This is a genomic window from Bradyrhizobium sp. Tv2a-2, assembly GCF_000472425.1.
Taxonomy (GTDB): Bacteria; Pseudomonadota; Alphaproteobacteria; order Rhizobiales; family Xanthobacteraceae; genus Bradyrhizobium.
In genome coordinates this window covers 24,406-44,960 of sequence record NZ_AXAI01000037.1, presented here as the reverse complement: position 1 = coordinate 44,960, position 20,555 = coordinate 24,406, and the positions used below count along the sequence as shown (strand labels likewise).

Below are 20,555 nucleotides of genomic sequence, written 5' to 3'. Positions count from 1 at the left end.
TGCGCAAGTTGCGTCTTACATAATAGGAGGTTTATCTCCTATAGTATGTATTCTGCGGTTTCTGGCCGGAGCCGGGGCTGCGGCTAAAGGTCGGCTTNNGGCCAGCGACAACCGCGCATATCGTAACGTTTGTCGTCATGAGTTGCGGGACTTTCATGCAAAAACCACCGCTTGACCCGGATGTGGCCGACCAGGCCCCCGCNGATCCGTCGCTGACGTCCTATGACGAAGAGCATCTGGTCACCTATTGGCGGCTTCTGGANGCCGATGCCGAAGGCGCCGACTGGNAAGAAGTTGCGCGGATCGTCCTGCATATTGATCCGGATCGCGAACCTGCGCGGGCCCGCAAGGCGTTCGATACACATCTGGTTCGTGCAAAATGGTTGGCCGACCACGGCTTCCGCNACTTGCTTCGNGGCGGCCCCGGAAACTAGGAANATTTGCCATCTNAAATCGGCCNTNGAGAANANATTTCTGTCTAACCAGAAGTGATCGCGTGCNNGCATCACGCGATGCGTAATTNCTGTCTTCCTTTGCGACCCCNGCCTTCATAGACCTNGCGCAGCAATCGCTTGGCGNGGAGTTGGAGCAATGTCTGAGTTCGACTGGCGCTCGCCGGAGGCGTATGCACACGCCGCCAAAGCGGGCGAGAGGCCAGATTTCGCTTGGGANTCGATCCGGCGGAGTGCCGTCTATCGAAGCTCNTANCACCAGGCTCGAACGGCGGGCGGCCACGTAACCTCCGAATTTCGCAGGAGATGGGGCCTCTGCTTTCGCTCATGACCCGCAGGGGTCCTTTTACGAACAGACGATCTTCTGGGCGCCCGAGGCCTTGCCGACGGTGGTGCCGATCGTTCTGAGCGCCTCGGCAGCGCGGGGGGGTCGCGCGACGCTGCCCCTTGCCGAACTTTCATCTGGAAGCATCAGACAAGCACCTGACGGGTGGCATGTCGTCTTGCGCATCGAAGGGGTGCAACATCACCTCTGGCTGAAACAGGCGCCCGAGCTTGGTGCCTTCTATTCCGCCGAATTGCCGCTCGATTCGGATTATGAGATCCGCGCCCACGCCGCACATCGCTTGTGGCGCGCCATCAACGGCCGCCCGCCAGGACCCTCTTTTTATCAACTATCGGCACAGCGGCGCCAACGACTGGCCTTGGCGCTGCGTGCGCTCGACGGGCACATGGACGGCGCCTCCTATCGCGAAATCGCCGAGGTGCTGTTTGGCCGAAAGCGGATTGCCGAGCGCTCCTGGAAGACTCACGAGCTGCGCAGTCTGATCATCCGCCTGGTTCAGGATGGCTTGGCGCTGATAAGCGACGGCTATCGTGCATTGCTCCGTCCACCCTCGCGCAAGAAATAGGCCGGGGGTGCCGAAAGTCGTCCCGGCATCTTCGGCATCCCCCTAAGCGTTTGTCCTCCGCCATGGTGTCCGTCGACGCGCGATCAAACTCGCTCGCGCTCCACACGGCCACGGAGCCTCCCAGAATGCCTGACCTCAACGCCGGCGCGCTGCAGCGATATCTGCGCACACCTGAAGCTGCCCGCTTTCTCGGCCTGTCCGGACGGACGCTCGAAAAACATCGCACCTACGGTACGGGCCCGACCTATCGCAAGCTGGGCGGCCGCGTCGTTTATGCGCTCGAGGATCTGAAAGCGTGGGTCGACCGCGGCGCCAAGACGTCGACCCGGGATCCCGGCGTCGGCACGGTCCTGCCCGCCAAACGACACGCGCCCATTCCCTATGCGGGTAAGGAACGGCGCTGACTCATGTCGGATGACAAATCCAGCGGTGGCTGGCGCCGCCACTCAGAGCGCAACCAAGTGATCGGCCGGGCAGTCGGGGCGTTGATGGACGAGGAGTATTCATGCAAGCGCTCGCGCTCTATCAACCGGTCGACGCCGCTCTGGCGCGCTCGCAATCCTTGCTTCCCGGCTAAATCCGAAGCCCGTTTGGCCGCAATTTGGCCTGCGCAAGCGGGGGTATCTTCGCGCACCCTCGTGGTCGCGTGTTCGCTTGGATACGGTGTGGGAAATCGCCCGCTTTCTTCCGGCCGTCACGTTCTTCTTACCCTCAATCGCTGAGCTATCCTTCATTGAAGCCGCGAGATGCGCGCAGACTCTGTCGCATGTTGAACCAGCCGATCGGTTCGCTGCGCTCACCGCCGAAGGGTCTGATCACTTCGGCGTCCTTGCGCGCTGGATATGCTCTATCATGCAGATTAAGAGTGGAGGGGATACCACCGCGCAGACATCGAAATCGCTGGAGGCGGCGTAGCACGCCCCGCTCGGGATCAGGGTAGGGAGCAGTTGCGCGCTTCCTGACTAGTCACAATCGAGCATGCAGAATGGATATGTACGTTTCGTACCAAAGTGAGTTGTGGCAAGCACACCCATGACCGTGAGAAGGTGTCTTCCACCACGCCCAAGAGCCCTCAAGTGGTGAAGGCGATATAGCTGCGCCATGAGGCGGCGTATGCGAACGTGCAATGGTCGAGACGCCTGAGGTCATCTTGTTTGTGATACGGTTGCGGGTGAGGCTTCATCACGCTTTACCCGAATAGGAATCTCAGCGCGACTATGGCCTATATAGAGGCTGACGACGATCCAATTTCTTCCTCTGGGGGCACACCCTCCTTTTTCGATATGTCGCCCAATAGACGATATTTGGTACTAGCCTAAGACGCAGATCTGCCGAAACTTGTTACCGAACATTCCCGAAAAAATTGAGCCGAGCCCCGGTGCCGAGAATAGGCCTCGACACAGTAACTCTGCGCTGGCGGCCCCAACCGCCAGCACGCCGAATGTTGAGTGAACCCGAGGAACGTTTGAAGCCGCTCGCAACAAGGTAATAGCAGCCACCCCGCTGCAGGGGTGCTCCACCAGAGGGGAACGAAGATGCCGACTTGAGGGTGAGCTGTCGCTGGGTCCTTTGCCGTGCTGCCAGTTTGGAGGTCATCGCAACGGCACTCGTTCCGTTTCTGTTTCTACGCCAGACTACGAACGATATCGCCTCCGTATTGCGGTAATTGCGTTCATGGCTTTTCTGATCGCCTCTGTGAGCGCGCCGAAGGTGCCTCGGAAAGGAAGGGGGGTGATCGTGGCAATCCATTCATTTGATTCGGAGACGGCGTTGCGCGGCGCACGCATGCTGCGCACCGCGCTGGGAACTGCCGTCGCAGGCTTTCTGGAGGATCCGTCCATCGTCGAGGTGATGCTCAATCCCGATGGCCGACTGTGGATCGACCGGCTTTCGACTGGTCTTGCAGATACCGGCGAAACCTTGTCCCCCGCTGATGGGGAACGAATTGTCCGCCTGGTCGCGCACTATGTGGGCGCCGAGGTTCATCCCGCCTCGCCGCGAATCTCAGCCGAACTACCAGAAACGGGAGAACGCTTCGAAGGCCTATTGCCTCCAGTAGTTACCGCGCCAGCCTTCGCGATCCGAAAGCCGGCGGTTGCTGTATTCAGCCTTGATGACTATGTCGCGGCTCGGATCATGACGTCAAGCCAAGCCTGCGCATTAAGAGAGGCTGTCAACTCGCGCAAGAACATCTTGGTCGCGGGCGGCACCTCGACGGGCAAGACGACGCTGACCAACGCGCTTCTCGCGGAGGTCGCGAAGACCAACGATCGCGTCGTTCTTATCGAAGACACGCGGGAGCTTCAGTGCCAAGCCCCGAACCTCGTATCATTGCGCACAAAAGACCGCGTCGTTTCGCTCTCCGATCTCGTCCGCTCGTCGCTCCGCCTGCGGCCCGATCGTATTCCGATTGGGGAAGTGCGCGGGGCCGAAGCTCTCGATTTGCTCAAGGCGTGGGGTACAGGCCATCCCGGAGGTGTCGGCACCATCCACGCCGGCAGCGCGCTTGGCGCGCTATGGCGGCTCGAGCAGTTGATCCAGGAAACCGTCATCACTGTACCACGCGTGCTAATTGCCGAAACGATCAACGTGATCGCCGTTCTTACGGGCCGCGGCGCCGAGCGGCGCCTCACTGAACTCGTTTGTGTGGTTGGGCTTGGAGCATCCGGCGACTACAGCCTGACAGCATTGCAGATCAATCAAAGCTCATAACCTATCCGTCCGCGGGGCACGGTGATTGTAGCGTGCTGCTCGCCGAGTATTTCGCCGTGGGCTGCTTTCATCTTCCATCCTCGCGTTAGGGCGTCGGGCAGGGGACTCACTCAGCGAAGCAGCCGTTTCGACCCAATCTCGGCTTCCGCCAAGGCCGCCGGTCCCTCCGATTCGCGCAGAGACCGATCCCTCGCCGCCCGACGCGGAATACCTATAGAGGAGTGACGACGATTCTTAAGCTCAAACTCAAGGCAATCGAGGACGACAAGCCGATGCATGAATTGCCAGCTAGCGTCCATCACGACCTTGTCGTCTATGCCGAAATTGTCGCCCGCGAGATCGGTCAGCCGATCAAGGATCCAGCCAAACTCATTGCACCCATGTTGGCGCCGTTTATGACGACAGATCGGAGCTTTTAAAGGCTCGCCGAGCGCGTCATCCTAGGAGTCAGGGTGACGGGTAGCGCTCCGAGAGCATCTTAAGGAAGGCTTTCAACGCTGGGCTCGCGTTCTCAGATCGCCAATAGGCGGAATAGTCAAGCCGGCTTGGACCGGTGCCATCCCGCAGCTCCCGGTAGACCAATCCAGCGAAATTGGCGCCGATATCCGATTCGAGGACAAGACTGATCCCGGCTTTCATACTGACCAGGCTCTTGATAATACCTCGGCTGACGTCGTGATGCTTGATTTCGGGACGATCTTCAGGTGCGGCGAGCTTTGAAACCAAAAGATCCTCCAACTCCCTCCCGGGATCGTAATGGCTTAGCAGCACGCTCTCTCCACGCAGGTCGGTCCAGTAGACAGTCTGACGTTCGGACAGGGGGTGATTCTGAGGTAAGGCAACAAGGACGCGCTCGCTCCACAAAAGCATAATTTCACTGTCGAATGATGGGACGCTGCCTGTGGTGATGAAGATGGAGCTATGGCCGAAACTGGGTGATGACGGGTTGAGAGAGGCGGCGTATCGAGGCGGGTGTCGAGCCTGCCAGAACCTCAAGGAGAGCGATACGCCATGACCGAGACTACCAACGTTTTTGCTTTTCGTCAGCCCTCCGCGGTTGACGATCCACTGACCGATATCCTCCGCGCCGGGGCGCGCGACCTGCTCGCCAGGGCGGTCGAGATCGAGGTCGACACGTTTCTGGCCAGCACGTCCGAGCTGACACTGCCCGACGGCCGGGCCCGGCTNAACCTCCGAATTTCGCAGGAGATGGGGCCTCTGCTTTCGCTCATGACCCGCAGGGGTCCTTTTACGAACAGACGATCTTCTGGGCGCCCGAGGCCCTGCCCACGGTGGTGCCGATCGTTGTCAGCGCCTCTGCAGCGCGGGTTGCTCGGGCGACGCTGCCCCTTGCCGAGCTTTCATCGGGAAGCATCAGACAAGCACCTGACGGGTGGCATGTCGTCTTGCGCATCGAAGGGGTGCAATATCACCTCTGGCTGAAACAGGCGCCCGAGCTCAGTGCCTTCTATTCCGCGGAATTGCCGCTCGATTCTGACTATGAGATCCGCGCCCACGCCGCACACCGCCTGTGGCGCGTCATCAACGGCCGCCCGCCAGGACCCTCTTTTTATCAACTGTCGGCACAGCGGCGCCAGCGCTTGGCCTTGGCGCTGCGTGCGTTCGACGGGCATGTGGACGGCGCCTCCTATCGCGAAATCGCCGAGGTGCTGTTTGACCGAAAGCGGATTGCCGAGCGCTCCTGGAAGACTCACGAACTGCGCAGTCTTATCATTCGCCTGGTTCAGGATGGCTTGGCGCTGATAAGCGACGGCTATCGTGCATTGCTCCGTCCACCATCGCGCAAGAAATAGGCTGGGGTGCCGAAAGTCGTCCCGGCATCTTCGGCATCCCCCTAAGGGTTTGTCCTCCGCCATGGTGTCCGTCGACACGCGATCAAACTCGCTCGCGCTCCACACGGCCATGGAGCCCCGAAAATGCCTGACCTCAACGCTGGCGCGCTGCAGCGATACCTGCGCACACCTGAAGCTGCCCGCTTTCTCGGGCTGTCCGGACGGACGCTCGAAAAACATCGCACCTACGGTACGGGCCCGACCTATCGCAAGCTGGGCGGCCGCGTCGTTTATGCGCTCGAAGATCTGAAAGCATGGGTCGACCGCGGCGCCAAGACGTCGACCCGGGATCCCGGCGTCGGCACGGTTCTGCCCGCCAAACGACACGCACCCATTCCCTATGCGGGTAAGGAACGGCGCTGACTCGTGTCAGATGACAAATCCAGCGGTGGCCGGCGCCGCCACTCAGAGCGCAACCACCATCACCGTTCTGTACTCGCCAAGGCTCTCCGCTCGAAGCGTCGGCGATGCCGCGGCCGCTGGTCCCCTCTGCAAACCTCTTCAACCCGACGGAGGAACAACATGAACGACCTCACAACAGTCGAGCTCTTATGGCTCGAGAGGAGGATCGAGAACCGAATTCGGTTCGGCGAGCCCGCATCGCAGAAGGTCATTGATCCCCACCGGCGCGTTGTATCGTTCGCGCCCGGCAGCATGTTCGCGTTCGTCCGTTGGACGTCAAATGACTTTGGAACCGTGCTGTCTCGCATCGATATCTTGCGCGCGCATGTGCCGGGGCACGGATACTCGACTGTCCCCTGGGTCACCCCAGGTGGCGAAAGCCTGTTGCGATTGTTCGGCTGGCCAAAGGTCGAGCGCGTTCTGCAACTGATCGATCAAGTGGAGGCGCTTGCCATCAAACCGGCCGATGTAGCTCCTGATTATTGGCACCACGTTCACAACCGTCTCTCGGTCAACGAGAACCCACGAACGTACACCCGCTCGCGCCACCGGGCCTGGCTTCACCGTCGGAGGGTAGCCTCATGAACGGCCGATATACAGTGCTTCTCGCGACTATTGCGGCGACCTCTCTTCTACTGTCCACAATCGGGCCAACGTCACCGCGCTACATCTGGAACGCATCCAATAGCGTTCCGATCGGGCTCTATCGCGTGCAACCAGCAGGAAAGTTGACCATCACTGAGCTTGTCGCCGTGAAGCCGCCTGATCCGCTCGCCGCATTCCTTGACCTGAATGGCTACCTGTCCACCGGCGTTCCAATGCTCAAGCGTGTTCTGGCCCTGCCAGGGCAAACCGTTTGCCGGATTGGACTCGACATCACAGTGGATGATCTCGAGTTCGGACGGGCCCGTGAGCGCGACGGCCGCAACCGCCCGCTGCCAAGCTGGCAAGGATGCCGGATCATTGGTGAAGGCGAGATCTTTGTCATGAACTGGCAGTCGGCCGATTCCCTCGATAGTCGCTACTTCGGGCCGCTGCCCGTCTCCTCAGTGATCGGCCGGGCAGTCCCGGTGTGGACGGACGAGGAGTGATCATGCAATCCGCTCGCGCTCCCACATCCGCTCGGCGTCACTCCGGCCGGCTTTCAATCCTTCCTTCCCGGCGAATTCTGAAGCCCATTTGGCCGCCATCCGACTTGCGAAGGCGAAGTCATCTACGTGGGGTGGTCTCGCGCTCGCTTGAATTCGCTTCGCGCAATCGTACGCATCCTTGCGATGTTCACCGCCATCGGGTTCTCAATCGCGGCGGTATCCTGCTTCGAAAGGGCAATGTGCACGCAGAACGTATCCCATGCTGAACAAGCTGATCGAGTCGCAGCGTTCATCGCTGAAGCGTCGGATCACTTCGGCGTTCCCGCGCGCTGCATACGCGCCGTCATGCAGATCGAGAGCGGAGGGAACCAGAACGCGACATCAGCTCATCGCGCAATGGGACTGATGCAAATCCTGCCAGGGACCTGGGTCGAACTCAGCGACCGTTATGGACTCGGTCTGGATCCATTGGATCTGCACGACAACATTTTCGCGGGCACCGCGTACCTTAAAGAGTTGCTCGATCGCTTCGGATCGGCCGGCTTCCTTGCGGCATATCATGCGGGACCATTGCGCTATGAACAGCACCTGGCAACAGGTCGACCCCTCCCGCCCGAAACAGTCGCCTACGTCGCTGCGGTCACAGGGTTGCTGGTCTCCGATAAGCACGAGCCCGACGCTCGCCGCGTTGGAGGCGCCGCTGCTTGGCGGCAGGCCCCCCTCTTTGTTGAACGTGCCGGCATCATGTCGATTGACGCTCGATCTGCAGCTGAAGCGCAGCGGGCGTCCCATTCCACCGCTCAGTTTGCAGCAGGTTCTTCAACACTGGGACCGCCGCCGGTCGGCCTGTTCGTCCGCCCGTGAAACGAGGGTTCATCGCAATGATCGGAAGTGCATTTCGTGCCAACCTGACGCGAGTCATTGAACCCGGAAAATTGAGAAGTTGGGCCCGGCGGAAGAGCAACCGACGAGGGCGAGGGCAGGATAAAAGCCGCAAGGTGCGGCTCGTCGGTCGGTTGCTGATTGTGAGCAAATTCAAGCATTCTCGGAACATTGCGGAGATCCAGCACAACTTCTCACTTTCGCCAAGTGGTTGTTCTGATACAGCTTTCGACACCCTGCGGCGGTTTCCATGAACCGCGAAGACGATCTGCGCGTTCGTCCAGGCCAAATTCGCTCGACACGCGGGCCACGGACAAAGCCGTTCCTGGCGCAGGCGCTCCAAGCTGCGCAGAAGGCCGGCGGTCTGTCCCGGGGCGCAAGTCGTGCTGGCGGAAAGTTCGGTCGCGGGCGGGCGGCGAGCCTTGCTGCCACTCGGCTCCTGCAAAACCGTAGCCGCAGCGCCATGGTTAAAGCGCGTGTTGTGCGACGAATGCGTTCGCCGGGCGGCCTACGCGCTCATATCGGCTACTTGCAGCGAGAAGGCGTAACCCGCGACGGGTCGTCTGGGAAACTATTCGATGCTGCCCGAGATGATGCAGACGGCCGAGCGTTCATAGAACGTTGCGAGGACGATCGGCATCATTTCCGGTTCATCGTCTCGCCGGATGATGCGGGCGACCTCGAAAGCTTACGCGGCTATACCCGCGAGTTGATGGATCAGGCCTCACACGACCTCAGGACACGCCTCGACTGGGTCGCGATCGATCACTGGAATACCGAGCATCCACATATTCACATCCTGGTGCGCGGGCGCGCCGACGACGGTTCAGACCTTATCATCAGCCGCGATTATATCGGAAAAGGCCTGCGCGCTCGTGCGGGTGATCTAGTCACGCGCGAGCTTGGCCCCAGATCGGAGATTGAGGTGCTGCGTGCTCTTGATGCGGAGGTTACGGCCGAACGCTGGACACGGCTTGATAGGGCGCTTTTCCGGGAAGCGGGAAAAGAGGAGGGGATCATTGATCTGCGGCCGGAACGTGACGGAAGGATCGACCCGTTGCGTGAGCTCCGAATTGGCCGGATGCGAACGCTTGAGCGGTTGGGACTCGCTGAGCCTGCCGGCCCTGGGCTTTGGGCTCTCGCCGCTGATTTAGAGCAGCGCTTGCGCGCCCTTGGTGAGCGTGGGGACATCATTAAGCGGCTGCACAAGACGCTCGCAAAGGATGGCGCATCTCGCGCGCTGTCATCCTGGGCGCTGGAAGGCGAACGCCATGGCGAACCTGTGATCGGCCGCCTCATTGCACGCGGCTTCGACGATGAGCTTAGAGGCTCCGCGTTCGCAGTTCTCGATGGGATTGACGGGCGTGTGCATCACATCAAGCTTCCTGACATTCATGCAGCCGGCGACGGCCCCATCGGTGGCATTGTAGAGCTTCGGCGTTTCGAGGATGCAAGAGGCCGGCGGCGAGTTGCGCTCGCAGTTCGCTCGGACCTTAATCTCGATCAGCAAGTAAGTGCGGATGGGGCAACCTGGCTCGATCGGCACCTGGTTGCTCGTGAACCCCTCGATCTCGCGCGCGGCGGCTTCGGCGCCGAAGTGCGGGCCGCGCTCGATCGGCGAGTCGATATGCTGTCGGAGCAGGGGCTTGCTCGTCGGGACGGAGATAAGGTCACAATCGGACGCAACCTGATAGTTACGTTGCGCAGCCGAGAGCTCGATACGGTAGCCCGGCGTTTGGCCTCGGAGACAGGGCTGGCCCATTTGCCTGCTGAAACAGGGGAGCCCGTTGCAGGTATCTACCGTCGAAGACTGTCGCTCGCATCTGGCCGCTTTGCCATGATTGACAATGGCCTAGCCTTTCAGCTCGTGCCGTGGACACCGTCGCTGGAGCGTGAGTTAGGTAGACAGGTAGACGGCATTTCCGGTCCGGGCAGCGTCGACTGGAGCTTTCGACGAAAGCGTGACCTCTCGCTTTGACCTGCCGATCTCCACGCTATGATGCGAGACGCTGCGACGTTAAGAGGTTGCCGTTGCACCTGCCCATCAGGCGCGCATCACATCTGCCGATGTCCGCGACGAGAATCCTCTGGGGACAACTGCTCTTCGTCTCGATGGTCGTGCTCGCCTTCCTTTGGGCAGCCACCGAGTGGACGGCCTGGCGCCTGGCGTTCCAGCCGCGGCTTGGGCCTTTCTGGTTCACGCTCGCGAACTGGCCGATTTACCAACCGGTTGCGTTCTTCGTCTGGTGGTTCAAATTCGATGCCTACGCGCCGAAAATCTTTGTCCAGGGCGGGTGCATTGCCGCAAGCGGCGGGATCGCCGCTATAGGTGCCGCAATCGTGCTCTCGGTCTGGCGGGCGAAGGAAGCTCAGCATGTGACAACGTATGGCTCAGCCCGCTGGGCGAATCCGCGGGAGGTGCGGCGCGCGGGGCTTCTTGGAAACGAGGGCGTCGTGCTCGGCCGCTTTGGCGACCACTATCTCCGGCACGATGGCCCCGAGCATGTGTTGTGCTTTGCTCCGACGCGCTCCGGCAAGGGGGTCGGCCTCGTCATTCCAACTCTGCTGACCTGGCCGGGCTCCACGATCGTTCACGACATCAAGGGCGAGAATTTTCAGCTCACATCCGGTTGGCGCGCCCGTTTCGGCGCCGTACTCTTGTTTGATCCGACCAATCCTGCAAGCGCCGCATACAATCCACTCCTTGAGATCCGCAAAGGCGACTACGAGGTCCGCGACGCTCAAAATATCGCTGATATCCTGGTTGATCCCGAAGGCGCGCTTGAGCGTCGAAATCACTGGGAAAAGACCAGCCATTCCTTACTTGTGGGGGCGATTCTCCATGTTCTCTACGCGGAAGCCGACAAAACGCTTGCTGGTGTCGCCAACTTTCTATCTGACCCATCGCGGTCGATCGAGGCGACGCTGAATGCGATGTTAGCCACCCCACATCTGGGAGAGCGCGTTCATCCTGTTGTCGCATCGGCGGCTCGCGAACTCCTGAACAAGAGCGAAAATGAACGCTCAGGCGTTTTGTCGACCACGATGAGCTTCCTGGGGCTCTACCGCGATCCTGTCGTGGCCAAGGTGACGGGACGAAGCGACTGGCGCATCCGTAACCTCGTTGACGGGCCGAGGCCCATGTCGCTCTACCTTGTCGTGCCGCCTTCAGACATCGCTCGCACAAAACCTCTCATGCGGCTGGTGCTTAACCAGATCGGACGGCGGCTAACTGAGACCCTGGATATCGACCGACGACGCCAGAAGCTGCTGTTGATGCTCGATGAGTTCGCCGCGCTTGGCCGGCTCGACTTCTTCGAGAGCCAACTTGCCTTCATGGCAGGCTACGGTATCCGCAGCTTTCTGATCACCCAGAGTCTGAACCAGCTCGAACGTGCCTACGGGTCGAACCACGCAATTCTTGATAATTGCCATATACGAATCGCGTTTTCGACGAATGACGAACGCACGGCCAAACGGGTTTCGGACGCACTAGGAACCGCGACCGAGATGCGTGCCATGAAAAATTATGCTGGGCATCGTCTCTCACCATGGCTCGGCCATCTAATGGTGAGCCGCCAGGAAACATCGCGTCCGCTGCTCACCCCCGGCGAAGTCATGCAGCTCTGCTCCAGTGATGCAGTTGTGATGGTCTCGGGGGTCCACCCGGTGCGCGCGCGTAAGGTCCGGTACTACGAGGACCCGCAGCTCCAACACCGGATATTGAAGCCGTCGCGCGCCGCTGAATTCACCTCCGCCGCGCAGCCAGACGATTGGTCGGATCGCACTCCAATCCCGCTCTCGACCGAATTGCTTGCGGCGCAGAAGCGCAGGCGCAGCCAAGTGAATGGTGGCATTCGCCAGCAGCCAGAACTGTCGCAACACGAAGGAATTGCAATGAAGGCGCCGCTCGCCGAAAACGAATTTGATGGCCTGTCAGATGACGGTGATGCCGATGCTGTACAGCCGGCCGCCATGACCGGATCAATGCAGAGCCTCGCACGTTCGGTTAGTCTCGACCCCGACGATGAAATGGGGCTTTGAGCGGCGCGGCGTGAAAAAGACCCAGCTTAGCATCTACCTCGATCCAGAGATATTCGGTGAGCTCGAGGCATTTGCAAAACGTCACGGCAAGCCCAAGTCACTGGTTGCCGAGGCTGCAATTGCCTCCTTTCTCTCGCCAGACGATTCCGATCGTCGCGAAGCCGCTATCTCCAAGCGTCTGGACCGCATCGTGCGCGTCCTTGAGCGGCTTGAACGCAATGACAATGTCACGCTTGAGACGATCGCGTTGTTCATCCGCTTTTGGCTGACGTCAACCCCTGCATTGCCCGAGCAATCGAGTCCTGCAGCTCGTGCTAAGGGGTCTGAACGCTACGATCGTTTTGTCGAAGCTCTGGGCCGCCGCCTTGCCAGTGGATCGACCATCCTTAAGGAAGTGAGTCTCGAATCGGACCACGCGGCAAGTCTCAATCCAACAAAAGGCGAGGCCGGCTCCGCCTGATCAAACCGCCGGTTCTTTCCGTTTCTACGCACGAATGCGATTGCTGTCCTCGATCAGTTGAAGCGATCCTGACGGTGTCATTCTGTCAATCCCGTCAGGGGCAATCACCTTATCGTTGTCATCGACCCTCCGCGATCGCCGCGGCATCGATTGGTGCGCCCAGAGAAAGGGACAAGAGCGAAACATGCAGCTCCACGGCGAAGTTGATGTGCAGGCCGGCGAACGCGAGGCGACCATTTCAGTACCTCGCAATCGTCGCTCCTCGGCGTCTCGAAAGGTAACCGTCCGTCTGACCGAAGGACTATACGAGCGGCTTGAAGTTGCAACCGATCGTCCGGGCGTGGGCAAGAGTATGGTCATCGAGTCTGCCCTCGAACGCTTTCTGAACCCAGCCCCATCTGAAGATCCGCTGCAGCCGCATTTGGAGGATATTCGCGCCAGGTTTGACCGTCTCGAGGGAGATCTGCGGATCATAGCCGAGACCTTGGCGCTACACGCTCGATATCACCTCGCGGTCATGCCGCCACTTCCGGAATCGCGACAGCGGGAGGCTGCTCTTCTCGGCGACGAGCGGTTCAAGGTTCTGGCCGAACAAATCGATCGACGGGTTCGGCTGAGGAAATCGCTCCTGCAGGAGACGATCGAGCGTCTCAAAATCGAAGACCGCGGCGGCTTGGGCTTGGGGACTGTCGAGGACGAGCCAAGCGATTTGGAGCCATCGCAGGCACCCGCGCGCAAGAACGAGAAACCTGACGCCGACGACGCGAACGTCAAGGACGTCTCGTCCGCAGCCGCCGCCGAGGGCGGTGACAAGTCGTACTTTCATCAGCTTCCGAACGCATTCCTCCGTTCGCGTAGTGCCGCCAGAAGCAGCGAACCAGAGCGGCGACCGGCGCCCTCCAGTTCCGCGCCGCAATCGCCGGACAACAACGGTCGCGTGCACGGGCGCCTGTCTTCGAATTGGCGGCTGATCTTCTCGGTGTTTCTGCCGTTTGCTGCCGGCTATTATCTTGCTTTTCTCTTTCGGACCATCAATGCTTCAATTTCGCCGCTATTGGCGTCGGAGTTCGAGCTCAATGCCGCCGAAACGGGATTGCTCGCCTCGGTCTATTTTCTGATTTGCGCCAGTGCCCAGATTCCCATAGGCGCGCTCCTTGACCGTTATGGTCCACGCAGGGTCCAAAGTGCACTGCTGATCATCGCGGTTGGCGGAGCCACGCTGTTCGGTACCGCAGAGCGATTTGCTGATCTTCTTGTCGGTCGAGCAATGATTGGGCTTGGAGTTGCGTCCTCATTGATGGCTGGCCTCAAGGCCGTCGTGACCTGGTTTCCAAAGGAGCGCATCGCGCTCCTCAATGGTTGCATGATCATGTTGGGGTCGCTGGGAGCGGTTACCGCTACGGGGCCAACTGATTGGTTGCTGAATTGTATCGGCTGGCGAAGCTTCTTCGAAATTCTGACCGTCGCAACCCTTGTGACCGCCGGGTTGATTTATTTTACCGTTCCCGAGCGCGACAAAAGTCCAAAGCACTCCGTGTCTCCCGGAAGGCGGCTGACGTTGCGTTCCATCTTTTCGGATCCACGATTCCTAAGAGTTGCGCCGCTTTCGGCGACCTGTATCGGATCGTCCTGGGCGTTGCATTCGCTATGGGCCGCATCCTGGTTGGCCGACGTGGAAGGCCTGGATCGGTCGAGCCTGGTCAATCAACTCTTCGCAATGGCTATTGGAATAAGCTTTGGCGCTCTGACATTGGGTACGATGGCGGATCAGCTGCGCAAGCGAGGCATCGCGACCGAAATTCTATTGGCTGCGGTCGGTGGATTGTTCATTTTGGCCGAACTCGCCTTGATCCTTCGCGTGCCGATGCCCTCCGTGCTGCCTTGGTCAGTGGTGTCAGTCATGGGCGCGGCCACCGTGCTGAGCTACGCCATTATAGCGGATTACTTTCCTATGGAAGCTGCTGCGCGTGCCAATGGTGCTCTGAACCTTCTTCATTTCGGCTGGGCATTCGTTGTCCAATATGGCACCGGATTGATCGTCGGACAGTGGGTTCCTCACGACGGGCATTATCCGATAGTTGCCTACCAGGTAGCATTCGGTCTCAGCCTCTCGCTCCAGGCAGCTGCGCTCCTGTGGTTTGCCATCCCTTGGTTTCGAGCCGTCATCGAGCACTGTTCATCGGCGCCGGAGTACACGGGGCATGCTGGTGAAAAAGGGTTCGTCGAGCCGGAGAAGGCTGTTGTGGAGAAACAGGGGCCCTTGGAATGGTGAGCTGCGGCAGCTCGCTGCATCGCGTAACGCCCGCACCACTCAGTTAGGCTTTAGCACCTGGCCTATCGCGACTGCCACCAGCTTTGCTTAGGCAGAAGCACTGAGACATCATTTCAGACTTCGACGCGCCTTCCTGCGTTCCTCGGGCATGTCGGGAGAAAAAACTTATAGCAGCGCGGAACACCAACCCGCTGCTTTACGGGCGGCCAGTCTCGCGGAGAGAGGAGGGACGCAAGTTTTGTTCGCCGTGGGCCATTCCCGTGTTGAGCGTTCTTTCTTTTACTACGCCAGACCACGAATCGGATGATCACTTATTGAACTGAGCAGCACCTCGCTTTTCTAATCATCTCCATCTGAGGCCGCTCGGGCACGGTCTCAATGATTGGGGACGGTGGTGGCAATCCATTCAAGTCAGTTGGAGGTGACCTCGCGCGGAGCGCGTATGCTGCGGACTGCGCTCGGACCGGCTAGCGCGTGCTTCCTGGACGATCCGGCGATCGTTGAGGTGATGCTGAGCCTCGATGGACGGTTGTGGATCGACCGCCTCTCGGGCGGTTTGACCGACACGGGAGAGGTGCTGTCGGCGTCAGACGGCGAACGCATCGTCCGATTCGTCGCTCACCATGTCGGTGTCGCAGTTCATCCCGGCGCCCCGCGTGTCTCGGCCGAGTTGCCCGAAACGGGGGAGCGCTTCGAGAGGCTATTGCCGCCGGTGGTTGCGGCGCGGGCCTTCGCGATCCGCAAACCCGCGGTCGCGGTGTTCACGCTGGATGACGACATCGCCGAGGCGATCGTGACCTCAGATCAGGCCGTCGCTTTGAGGGCCGCAGTCGAAGCGCGGAAGAATATCCTGGTCGCCGGTGGAAGAACCTCTAGCGGCAAGACGACGCTTACCAACGCGCTCCTGGCTGGAGCCGCGAAGACTTCGGATCGAGTGGTGCTCATCGAAGCGACTTGTGAGCTTCGGTGCAAAGCACAGAATCTGCTCGCGCTGCGAACCAAGGACGGCGTGGTATCGCTATCGGATCTTGTGCGGTCATCACTTCGTCTGCGCCCTGACCGGAGTTCCATCGGAGAGGTGCGCGGCGCCGAGGCACTCGATCTGCTCAAGGCCTGGGGGACGGGGCAACCCGGCGGGATCGGCACCATCCATGCCGGCACCGCGCTCGGTGCACCGCGCCAGCTTGAGCAGTTTATCCGGGAAGCCGTCGTCACCGTCCAGTGCCCTGATCGCAGGAACCATCAACGTCGTCGCCGTTCTCTCTGGTCGCGGTGCCAGTCGCCGCCTTGCCGAACTGGCCGGAGTCACGGGGCTTGGACCTTCCGGCGATTGCGTCCCGACAAAAGTAGGGGATCCATCATGAATCTCGCCGGACTTCGGCCAAGTGTCGTTTCGACAACTGTATTCGTTGCGGGCTTTTTCGCCACTACTTCAGCTCGGGCCGCCGGCTCCAACATGCCGTGGGAACAGCCGCTCAACCAAATCCTGCAATCAGTCGAGGGACCGGTCGCAAAGATCATCGCTGTCATCATCATCATCGTCACAGGATTATCGTTGGCGTTCGGAGATACGTCAGGCGGCTTCCGCAGGCTCATCCAGATCGTATTCGGCCTGTCGATCGCATTTGCGGCCTCGAGCTTCTTTCTGTCGTTCTTCTCCTTCGGCGGCGGAGTGGTGATCTGATGGACGGGCAGCTTCCGAACTTTACCGTGTCCGTGCATCGCTCGCTGACCGAGCCGATTCTGATGGGCGGAGCGCCACGGTCTATTGCCATCGTCAACGCGACGCTCGCCGCGGCGCTGGGCATTGGTCTGCGCCTCTGGATTGCGGGCCTTCTCCTCTGGTTTGTCGGCCATATGGTCGCCGTTTGGGCAACCAAGCGCGATCCCGACTTCGCCGAGGTCGTGCGTCGTCACCTCCGTATCCCCGGCCACCTGAACACATGAGTCTTTCATGATGAATCTCGCCGAGTATCGCCGTTCGAACACACGGTTAGCAGACTTTTTGCCCTGGGCTGCCCTTGTGGATGAGGGCATCATTCTGAACAAGGATGGGTCCTTTCAAAGGACGGCGAAGTTTCGCGGACCAGACCTCGATAGCGCAGTCCCTGCTGAACTCGTTGCGATTGCCAGCCGCCTGAACAATGCCCTGCGTCGTCTCGAATCGGGCTGGGCGGTCCATGTCGAAGCACAACGACATTCGGCGGGTACCTATCCTCCGAATACGTTTCCGGATGCGGCGTCTGGCTTGGTCGATGCGGAGCGAAGGGCTCAGTTCGAGGAGGTGGGGACACATTACGAATCGAGCTATTTCCTGACGTTTCTCTATCTCCCACCGGCTGAAGGAACGGCGAGAGCAGAACGCCTGCTCTACGAAGGAAGTAACCGTGCTGTTGAGGCTGACGCCCGTGAGGTCCTCCGTGGTTTTGTCGATCGGACCAACCGCGTGTTGCAACTCATCGAAGGCTTTATGCCTGAGTGCGCTTGGCTGGACGATCAGGAGACCCTCACGTACCTGCATTCAACGGTTTCGACCAAACGGCACCGCGTCCGGGTGCCCGAGATCCCGATGTATCTCGACGCACTGCTGGCGGACCAACCGCTGACCGGTGGCCTCGAGCCGATGCTGGGCTATGCGCATCTGCGAGTCCTGACCATCGTTGGATTTCCGACGGCAACAACTCCCGGCATTCTCGACGATCTTAATCGGCTACCATTCGCCTATCGATGGTCGACGCGGGCGATCATGCTCGACAAGACAGATGCAACAAGGCTCCTGACGAAAATCAGGCGGCAATGGTTCGCAAAACGAAAATCGGCCGCGGCCATCCTGAAAGAGGTGATGACGAACGAGGCTACCGCCCTTGTTGATACGGATGCCCATAACAAGGCCATGGACGCCGACGCGGCGCTCCAGGAGCTTGGCTCCGATCAAATTGGCGAGGCCTTCGTCACTGCGACAATTGCGGTCTGGGACGATGACCCAGCGGCAGCCGACGAAAAGCTCCGCCTGGTCGAAAAGGTGATACAGGGCCGCGATTTCACCTGCATGATCGAGACGGTGAATGCCGTCGAAGCCTGGCTCGGCAGCCTGCCAGGACACGTCTATGCCAATGTGCGCCAGCCTCCAGTTTCGACGTTAAATCTTGCACACATGATTCCGCTGTCTGCGGTATGGGCCGGGGAAGCGAGAGATCATCATTTCAAGGCTCCGCCGTTGTTCTTGGCCAAAACCGAAGGATCCACTCCGTTTCGCTTCTCACTTCACGTTGGCGATGTCGGACATACGCTAGTGGTGGGACCGACGGGCGCTGGCAAATCGGTGCTGTTGGCGCTGATGGCGCTCCAGTTCCGCCGCTATCCGCAATCACAGATCTTTGCTTTCGATTTCGGGGGATCGATCCGGGCGGCTGCAATTGCCATGGGCGGCGATTGGCACGATCTGGGCGGAGCGGTCGCTGGAGAGTCATCCGAGCTCGTTTCCCTTCAGCCGCTCGCCAAGATTGATATTGCAGCCGAACGCGGCTGGGCAGCCGACTGGGTCGGCTCGATCCTGAGCCGTGAACGGATCGAGGTGACGCCGGAAGCCAAGGAGCACATTTGGTCGGCGTTGACTTCGCTCGCTTCCGCACGAGTCGAGGAGCGCACACTTACCGGCTTCTCCATTCTGCTTCAGTCCAACGTTCTAAAGCGTGCCCTGCGGCCCTATTGCCTCGGCGGTCCCTATGGTCGTTTACTGGACGCTGAAAATGAACGCTTGGGGGCATCTGCGGTTCAGGTCTTCGAGACGGACGGCTTGATCGGGACTGCCGTTGCGCCGGCGGTTCTTGCCTATCTATTTCACCGGATTGAGAGCCGCTTTGACGGGCGGCCGACCCTCCTCATCATCGACGAGGGCTGGCTGGCCCTCGACGACGCAGACTTTGCCGGACGGCTGCGCGAGTGGCTGAAGACGCTGCGCAAGAAGAATGCCTCCGTGGTCTTCGCTACTCAGTCGCTCGCAGATATTGACGGTTCAGCGATAGCACCGGCGATCATCGAGAGCAGCCCAACGCGGATCCTTTTGCCCAACGACCGAGCTATTGAGCCGCAGATCACGGCAATCTATCGGCGCTTTGGGCTTAACGATCGGCAGATCGAAATATTGGCACGGGCAACGCCAAAGCGGGACTACTACTGCCAGTCGCGCCGCGGGAATCGGCTATTCGAGCTTGGTCTTGGCGAGATCGCGCTTGCCTTCACCGCCGCATCCTCGAAGGCCGACCAGAAGCTTATCGAGGAAGTCTTTGCCGACCACGGCCACGACGAGTTCGTCACTGGGTGGCTGAAGGCCCGCGATCTCGCATGGGCAACCGACCTCATCGCGGGTTTCGTCGACTTGGAGGCGTCAAGATGAGCCGCCTTAATCGTATCGCTGCCGCCAGCATAATGGCGTTTGCCTTGCTTATCGGGTCCCAAGACGCCTCGGCGCAGTTGGTTGTTTTTGACCCGAACAACTACGCACAGAACGTGTTGACCGCCGCTCGAGCGCTGCAGCAGATCAACAACCAGATCGTGTCTCTGCAGAATCAGGCCAAAATGTTGATCAACCAAGCGAAGAATCTGGCCACACTGCCGTTCTCGTCGTTGTTGCAGTTGGAGCAATCAATTCTCCGAACGCAACAGCTTCTGGCCCAAGCCCAGCACATTGCCTACGATATCCAGCAGATAGATCGTGCATTCTCGACGACCTATGCGCCGGCATCACCTGGCCTTTCCGATCAAACCTTGATCGTGAACGCGCAAACGCGCTGGCAAAACGCGATCGCTGGCCTGCAGGACGCGATGCGGACACAGGCGACGGTCGTCGGTAACCTCGATACCAATCGTACACAGATGTCGGCCCTTGTCACCTCGAGCCAAGGGGCGACCGGTTCGTTGCAGGCAAGTCAGGCCGGCAATCAGCTCTTGGCCCTGCAGGCTCAGCAGCTTGCCGATCTTACGGCCGTCGTTGCGGCCCATGGGCGCGCGCAGAACTTGGAGTCTGCTCAGCATGCCGCCGCACAAGACCAGGGCAGGGAGCAATTGCGTCGTTTTCTGACTCAAGGCCAGCGCTATCAGCCCACGACCGTGCAAATGTTTCACTGATGAACATGAAAAGACCCGAACGATTCCCGACGATGGTGGCTGGAGCGCTCATCGTGCTCGTTGTTGCCGCTTGTGCAATTCGCTTACGCGGTGACGAAAGCCAAACCCCGTTCGTCCGATCTGCCGACGGGGTATCCGGTGAGCTTGCAACAAAGCTCGCCGAGTGCCGCTCCGTAACTTATGAACAGAAAGACGTGCTGACGGAGTGCCGAAAGGTTTGGGCCGAAAAACAGCGCCAATTCCTTGGCCAGAAGCGGCCTGCGACATTGCCAAACAATAGCGGGTCTCTCGCCCCGAAGGACGAGGCTCGCCTGCCGTCTGGTTACACTCCGAGTCAGCAGTGAGAGAA

General features: G+C 60.0%; 20 protein-coding genes and 3 pseudogenes. 22 read left to right on the top strand and 1 reads right to left on the bottom strand.

The annotated features are described in order from the left end of the window. Window positions 1-155 precede the first annotated feature (155 nt). The 6 genes from A3AI_RS0138600 (at window position 156) to A3AI_RS44445 (ending at window position 4,494) form a co-directional block, all read left to right on the top strand. The gene (locus tag A3AI_RS0138600) at window positions 156-434 is read left to right on the top strand and encodes a hypothetical protein (protein WP_024520624.1); all 279 of its coding nucleotides are present in this window, start codon (window positions 156-158) and stop codon (window positions 432-434) included. Window positions 435-591: 157 nt separating this feature from the next. Next, a complete protein-coding gene (locus tag A3AI_RS49675; RefSeq protein WP_084801189.1) occupies window positions 592-783 on the top strand; it encodes a transcriptional regulator domain-containing protein in 192 nt (63 codons plus the stop codon). Between the two features lie 58 nt (window positions 784-841). Continuing rightward, on the top strand, window positions 842-1,363 hold the full coding sequence (locus A3AI_RS44450) for a DUF2285 domain-containing protein (RefSeq protein WP_156928136.1): 522 nt from the start codon (window positions 842-844) through the stop codon (window positions 1,361-1,363). Between the two features lie 125 nt (window positions 1,364-1,488). Further along, complete coding sequence (locus A3AI_RS0138590; protein ID WP_024520619.1) at window positions 1,489-1,767, top strand: helix-turn-helix transcriptional regulator; 279 nt, start codon at window positions 1,489-1,491, stop codon at window positions 1,765-1,767. Between the two features lie 1,381 nt (window positions 1,768-3,148). Beyond that, the gene (gene trbB, locus A3AI_RS0138580; protein ID WP_051382727.1) at window positions 3,149-4,075 is read left to right on the top strand and encodes a P-type conjugative transfer ATPase TrbB; all 927 of its coding nucleotides are present in this window, start codon (window positions 3,149-3,151) and stop codon (window positions 4,073-4,075) included. 221 nt (window positions 4,076-4,296) lie between these two features. Beyond that, window positions 4,297-4,494, top strand: coding sequence for a DUF2274 domain-containing protein (locus A3AI_RS44445; protein ID WP_502685789.1), 198 nt, complete (start codon window positions 4,297-4,299; stop codon window positions 4,492-4,494). Between the two features lie 28 nt (window positions 4,495-4,522). Here A3AI_RS44445 and A3AI_RS44440 read toward each other — a convergent pair. After that, window positions 4,523-4,984, bottom strand: a pseudogene (locus A3AI_RS44440) (LysR family substrate-binding domain-containing protein); the annotation flags it as partial. A 102-nt stretch (window positions 4,985-5,086) separates the two neighbouring features. On the opposite strand from A3AI_RS44440, the pseudogene A3AI_RS49670 reads away from it, so the two are divergent. The 16 genes and pseudogenes from A3AI_RS49670 to trbK-alt form a co-directional block, all read left to right on the top strand. After that, window positions 5,087-5,262, top strand: a pseudogene (locus A3AI_RS49670) (IS256 family transposase); the annotation flags it as partial. A 105-nt stretch (window positions 5,263-5,367) separates the two neighbouring features. After that, the gene (locus A3AI_RS0138565; RefSeq protein WP_024520620.1) at window positions 5,368-5,889 is read left to right on the top strand and encodes a DUF2285 domain-containing protein; all 522 of its coding nucleotides are present in this window, start codon (window positions 5,368-5,370) and stop codon (window positions 5,887-5,889) included. Window positions 5,890-6,012: 123 nt separating this feature from the next. Further along, on the top strand, window positions 6,013-6,291 hold the full coding sequence (locus tag A3AI_RS0138560) for a helix-turn-helix transcriptional regulator (RefSeq protein ID WP_024520619.1): 279 nt from the start codon (window positions 6,013-6,015) through the stop codon (window positions 6,289-6,291). Window positions 6,292-6,450: 159 nt separating this feature from the next. Continuing rightward, a complete protein-coding gene (locus A3AI_RS0138555; protein WP_024520618.1) occupies window positions 6,451-6,915 on the top strand; it encodes a DUF2840 domain-containing protein in 465 nt (154 codons plus the stop codon). Further along, window positions 6,912-7,421 carry a S26 family signal peptidase gene (locus A3AI_RS0138550; RefSeq protein WP_024520617.1) on the top strand — a complete coding sequence of 170 codons (510 nt, stop codon included), beginning with the start codon at window positions 6,912-6,914 and terminating at the stop codon, window positions 7,419-7,421. The genes A3AI_RS0138555 and A3AI_RS0138550 overlap by 4 nt, the downstream gene beginning before the upstream one ends. A 183-nt stretch (window positions 7,422-7,604) precedes the next feature. Continuing rightward, window positions 7,605-8,285 carry a lytic transglycosylase domain-containing protein gene (locus A3AI_RS0138540; RefSeq protein ID WP_024520616.1) on the top strand — a complete coding sequence of 227 codons (681 nt, stop codon included), beginning with the start codon at window positions 7,605-7,607 and terminating at the stop codon, window positions 8,283-8,285. A gap of 268 nt (window positions 8,286-8,553) precedes the next feature. Beyond that, complete coding sequence (locus A3AI_RS0138535; protein WP_024520615.1) at window positions 8,554-10,281, top strand: relaxase/mobilization nuclease domain-containing protein; 1,728 nt, start codon at window positions 8,554-8,556, stop codon at window positions 10,279-10,281. An 89-nt stretch (window positions 10,282-10,370) separates the two neighbouring features. Next, the gene (locus A3AI_RS0138530; protein ID WP_024520614.1) at window positions 10,371-12,347 is read left to right on the top strand and encodes a conjugal transfer protein TraG; all 1,977 of its coding nucleotides are present in this window, start codon (window positions 10,371-10,373) and stop codon (window positions 12,345-12,347) included. Then, entirely contained in the window at window positions 12,331-12,807 is a 477-nt protein-coding gene (locus A3AI_RS0138525) for a CopG family transcriptional regulator (RefSeq protein ID WP_245287049.1), read from the top strand. Before A3AI_RS0138530 ends, A3AI_RS0138525 begins: the two co-directional genes overlap by 17 nt. A gap of 184 nt (window positions 12,808-12,991) precedes the next feature. Further along, window positions 12,992-15,079 (top strand): MFS transporter, encoded by a 2,088-nt coding sequence (locus A3AI_RS45640; protein WP_024520612.1) that lies wholly within the window; start codon window positions 12,992-12,994, stop codon window positions 15,077-15,079. 442 nt (window positions 15,080-15,521) lie between these two features. Then, a pseudogene (gene trbB, locus A3AI_RS44430) lies at window positions 15,522-16,443 on the top strand (P-type conjugative transfer ATPase TrbB). Continuing rightward, window positions 16,440-16,763 (top strand): TrbC/VirB2 family type IV secretion system protein, encoded by a 324-nt coding sequence (locus A3AI_RS0138510; protein WP_024520611.1) that lies wholly within the window; start codon window positions 16,440-16,442, stop codon window positions 16,761-16,763. The pseudogene trbB (A3AI_RS44430) and the gene A3AI_RS0138510 overlap by 4 nt, the downstream one beginning before the upstream one ends. After that, entirely contained in the window at window positions 16,763-17,026 is a 264-nt protein-coding gene (locus A3AI_RS0138505; protein WP_024520610.1) for a VirB3 family type IV secretion system protein, read from the top strand. The genes A3AI_RS0138510 and A3AI_RS0138505 overlap by 1 nt, the downstream gene beginning before the upstream one ends. Before the next feature lie 7 nt (window positions 17,027-17,033). Further along, on the top strand, window positions 17,034-19,475 hold the full coding sequence (gene trbE / locus A3AI_RS0138500; protein ID WP_024520609.1) for a conjugal transfer protein TrbE: 2,442 nt from the start codon (window positions 17,034-17,036) through the stop codon (window positions 19,473-19,475). Beyond that, on the top strand, window positions 19,472-20,206 hold the full coding sequence (trbJ, locus tag A3AI_RS0138495; protein ID WP_024520608.1) for a P-type conjugative transfer protein TrbJ: 735 nt from the start codon (window positions 19,472-19,474) through the stop codon (window positions 20,204-20,206). Before trbE ends, trbJ begins: the two co-directional genes overlap by 4 nt. Next, window positions 20,206-20,550: a putative entry exclusion protein TrbK-alt gene (gene trbK-alt, locus A3AI_RS0138490; protein WP_024520607.1), complete on the top strand. Its 345-nt coding sequence runs from the start codon at window positions 20,206-20,208 to the stop codon at window positions 20,548-20,550. Before trbJ ends, trbK-alt begins: the two co-directional genes overlap by 1 nt. Window positions 20,551-20,555 lie beyond the last annotated feature (5 nt).